This window comes from Mesorhizobium sp. M7A.F.Ca.US.014.04.1.1 (assembly GCF_003998745.1).
In the GTDB taxonomy this organism is placed as follows: Bacteria; Pseudomonadota; Alphaproteobacteria; order Rhizobiales; family Rhizobiaceae; genus Mesorhizobium; species Mesorhizobium ciceri.
This window is the reverse complement of the sequence record NZ_RZRW01000847.1, coordinates 1-1791: the sequence shown is the minus strand read 5'-3', so window position 1 is coordinate 1791 and position 1791 is coordinate 1. Positions and strand designations below refer to the sequence as shown.

General features: G+C 63.8%; 2 protein-coding genes. Both read left to right on the top strand.

What is annotated here, in order from left to right; translation table 11 throughout:
• Positions 1 to 53 precede the first annotated feature (53 nt).
• On the top strand, positions 54 to 572 hold the full coding sequence (locus EOA22_RS32235; protein ID WP_013532577.1) for an RNA polymerase sigma factor: 519 nt from the start codon (positions 54 to 56) through the stop codon (positions 570 to 572).
• On the top strand, positions 569 to 1357 hold the full coding sequence (locus EOA22_RS32230) for an anti-sigma factor (RefSeq protein WP_013532576.1): 789 nt from the start codon (positions 569 to 571) through the stop codon (positions 1355 to 1357). The genes EOA22_RS32235 and EOA22_RS32230 overlap by 4 nt, the downstream gene beginning before the upstream one ends.
• Positions 1358 to 1791: the final 434 nt, after the last annotated feature.

The following is a 1791-nucleotide window of genomic DNA, read 5'->3' as shown; positions in this document are numbered from 1 at the left end:
CAGGAAGGCGCGTTCAATCCAGATCAACAAGGGCGACCTCGAAACCAGCGGTCATGGACGAAAAGAAGGCAGCAATCCTTGGCGAAATACCGCGCCTGCGCCGTTACGCACGCTCGCTTTTGCGCGACCGCGACGCTGCCGACGACCTTGTCCAGGATTGCCTCGAGCGGGCGCTTGTGCGGCTCGACAACTGGCAGACAGGAGAAAGCCCCCGGAGGTGGCTGTTTACGATCATGCATCATTTGTTCATCGACCAGATGCGCAAGGTGAACCGCCGCGGCGAGGCGGCGATGTTGCCGCTGGAGGCGGGCGAGGCCGTTGCCCAGCCGGCAGAGCAGGTGGAGAGTATCGCCTCGCGCGAGATCATCGACGCGTTGCAGGCGATCAGCCCCGATCGACGCGCAGCTCTTGTCATGGTTGCCATCGAAGGTTTTTCCTATGCCGAAGCCGCCAACATTCTGGGCGTCCCCGCTGGCACGCTGATGTCGCGCATTGCGCGCGGGCGTGAGGAATTGCGTGGTTTGCTGGACGATACGGCGCGTCGCCGCGCGATAAGGATCGTCGAGAAATGATCCGCCGCGACTTTTCCGAACGGGACATCCACATGGCGCTCGATGGCGAGCTGCCTGCAGACGAGCGCGCCGCTTACGACGCCTGGCTCGACGCCAATCCCGAGATGAAAGCCAGGAGCGCCCGTTTCACCGCCGACCGGGCGGCGCTGCGTGCCGCCTTCGCCGGGGTGCTGGACGAAGCCGTGCCTGCGCGGTTGCGCAAGGTCGTGCTTGGCGAGGCGCCGGTCAAGGCAGCTGTGCCACGCTCGCGCTGGTGGCTTGCCGCTGCCGTGTTGCTGGTCGCCGCCGGCGGGCTTGGTGGCTACCTTGCCGGCGTCGACGGCATCGGCCAGGAGGACCCGGCGGAAGATCGGCTGGCCGAGCAGGCAATCGCGGCCCATGTCATCTATGCCGCCGAAAAGCGGCATGCCGTCGAGGTTCCGGCCAGCGACAAGGACCATCTGCAGACCTGGCTGTCCAACCGGGTAGGGTTGAAGCTGGTGGCACCCGACTTGACCGCGAACGGTTTCCAGTTGGTCGGCGGCCGGTTGCTTCCGGCAGGCGAGAGCAAGGCCGCCATGCTGCTTTACGAGGACGGCAATGGGCAGCGTATATCGCTGTTCGTCACCACGGCATCGACGGAGAATGCCAAGGGCACCTACGCCGCCACGCAAGACGGACCCGAGGCCGTCTACTGGCTGGACAAGGGCTATGGCTGCGCCGTCGTCGGCTCCTTGCCGCGCGAGCGGCTGAACGAGGTCGCCAGGAACGCCTACACGCAACTTGTAAACGGGCTGGCAAGCTGAACGGCACCGCTTTTGCCGGTGCCGTCGATCCGCGAATGCCGATCTGGCCGAAGGACCTTTTGCGCCCGTCGGATCGGCGTCGGATTTGTCACAATTCGGCCCTAATCGAGGTGCGATAGCGCTTGATGAATGCCGTCGCATCGCCCCGAAAATCGGAAACGGTTTTTGGAAAAACGAGGCGAAGATTCAAGGTGGTGGAGCGGACTTCGTGCGCCCAGGTGGACGCCGGTTTTCCCAACGCCCTGGTTGGCGTCAAGGACGTGTTCGAGTAGGGCCATTTCCACCACCAATCGAGGTTTTCTGAAGCCGCATGCCTGCCGAGATCCGCACGGCCCGCGCGTCTGACGTCGATGATCTCGCCGCCATCGAGAAAGCTGTTTTCTCAAGCGACCGTATTTCCCGCCGCTCCTTCCGACTGTTCATCGAGCGTGAAA

Bases quoted from the DNA above. Each gene is read 5' to 3' on its own strand.
- EOA22_RS32230 (WP_013532576.1), top strand. From the start codon at position 569: ATGATCCGCCGCGACTTTTCCGAACGGGACATCCACATGGCGCTCGAT.
- EOA22_RS32235 (WP_013532577.1), top strand. From the start codon at position 54: ATGGACGAAAAGAAGGCAGCAATCCTTGGCGAAATACCGCGCCTGCGC.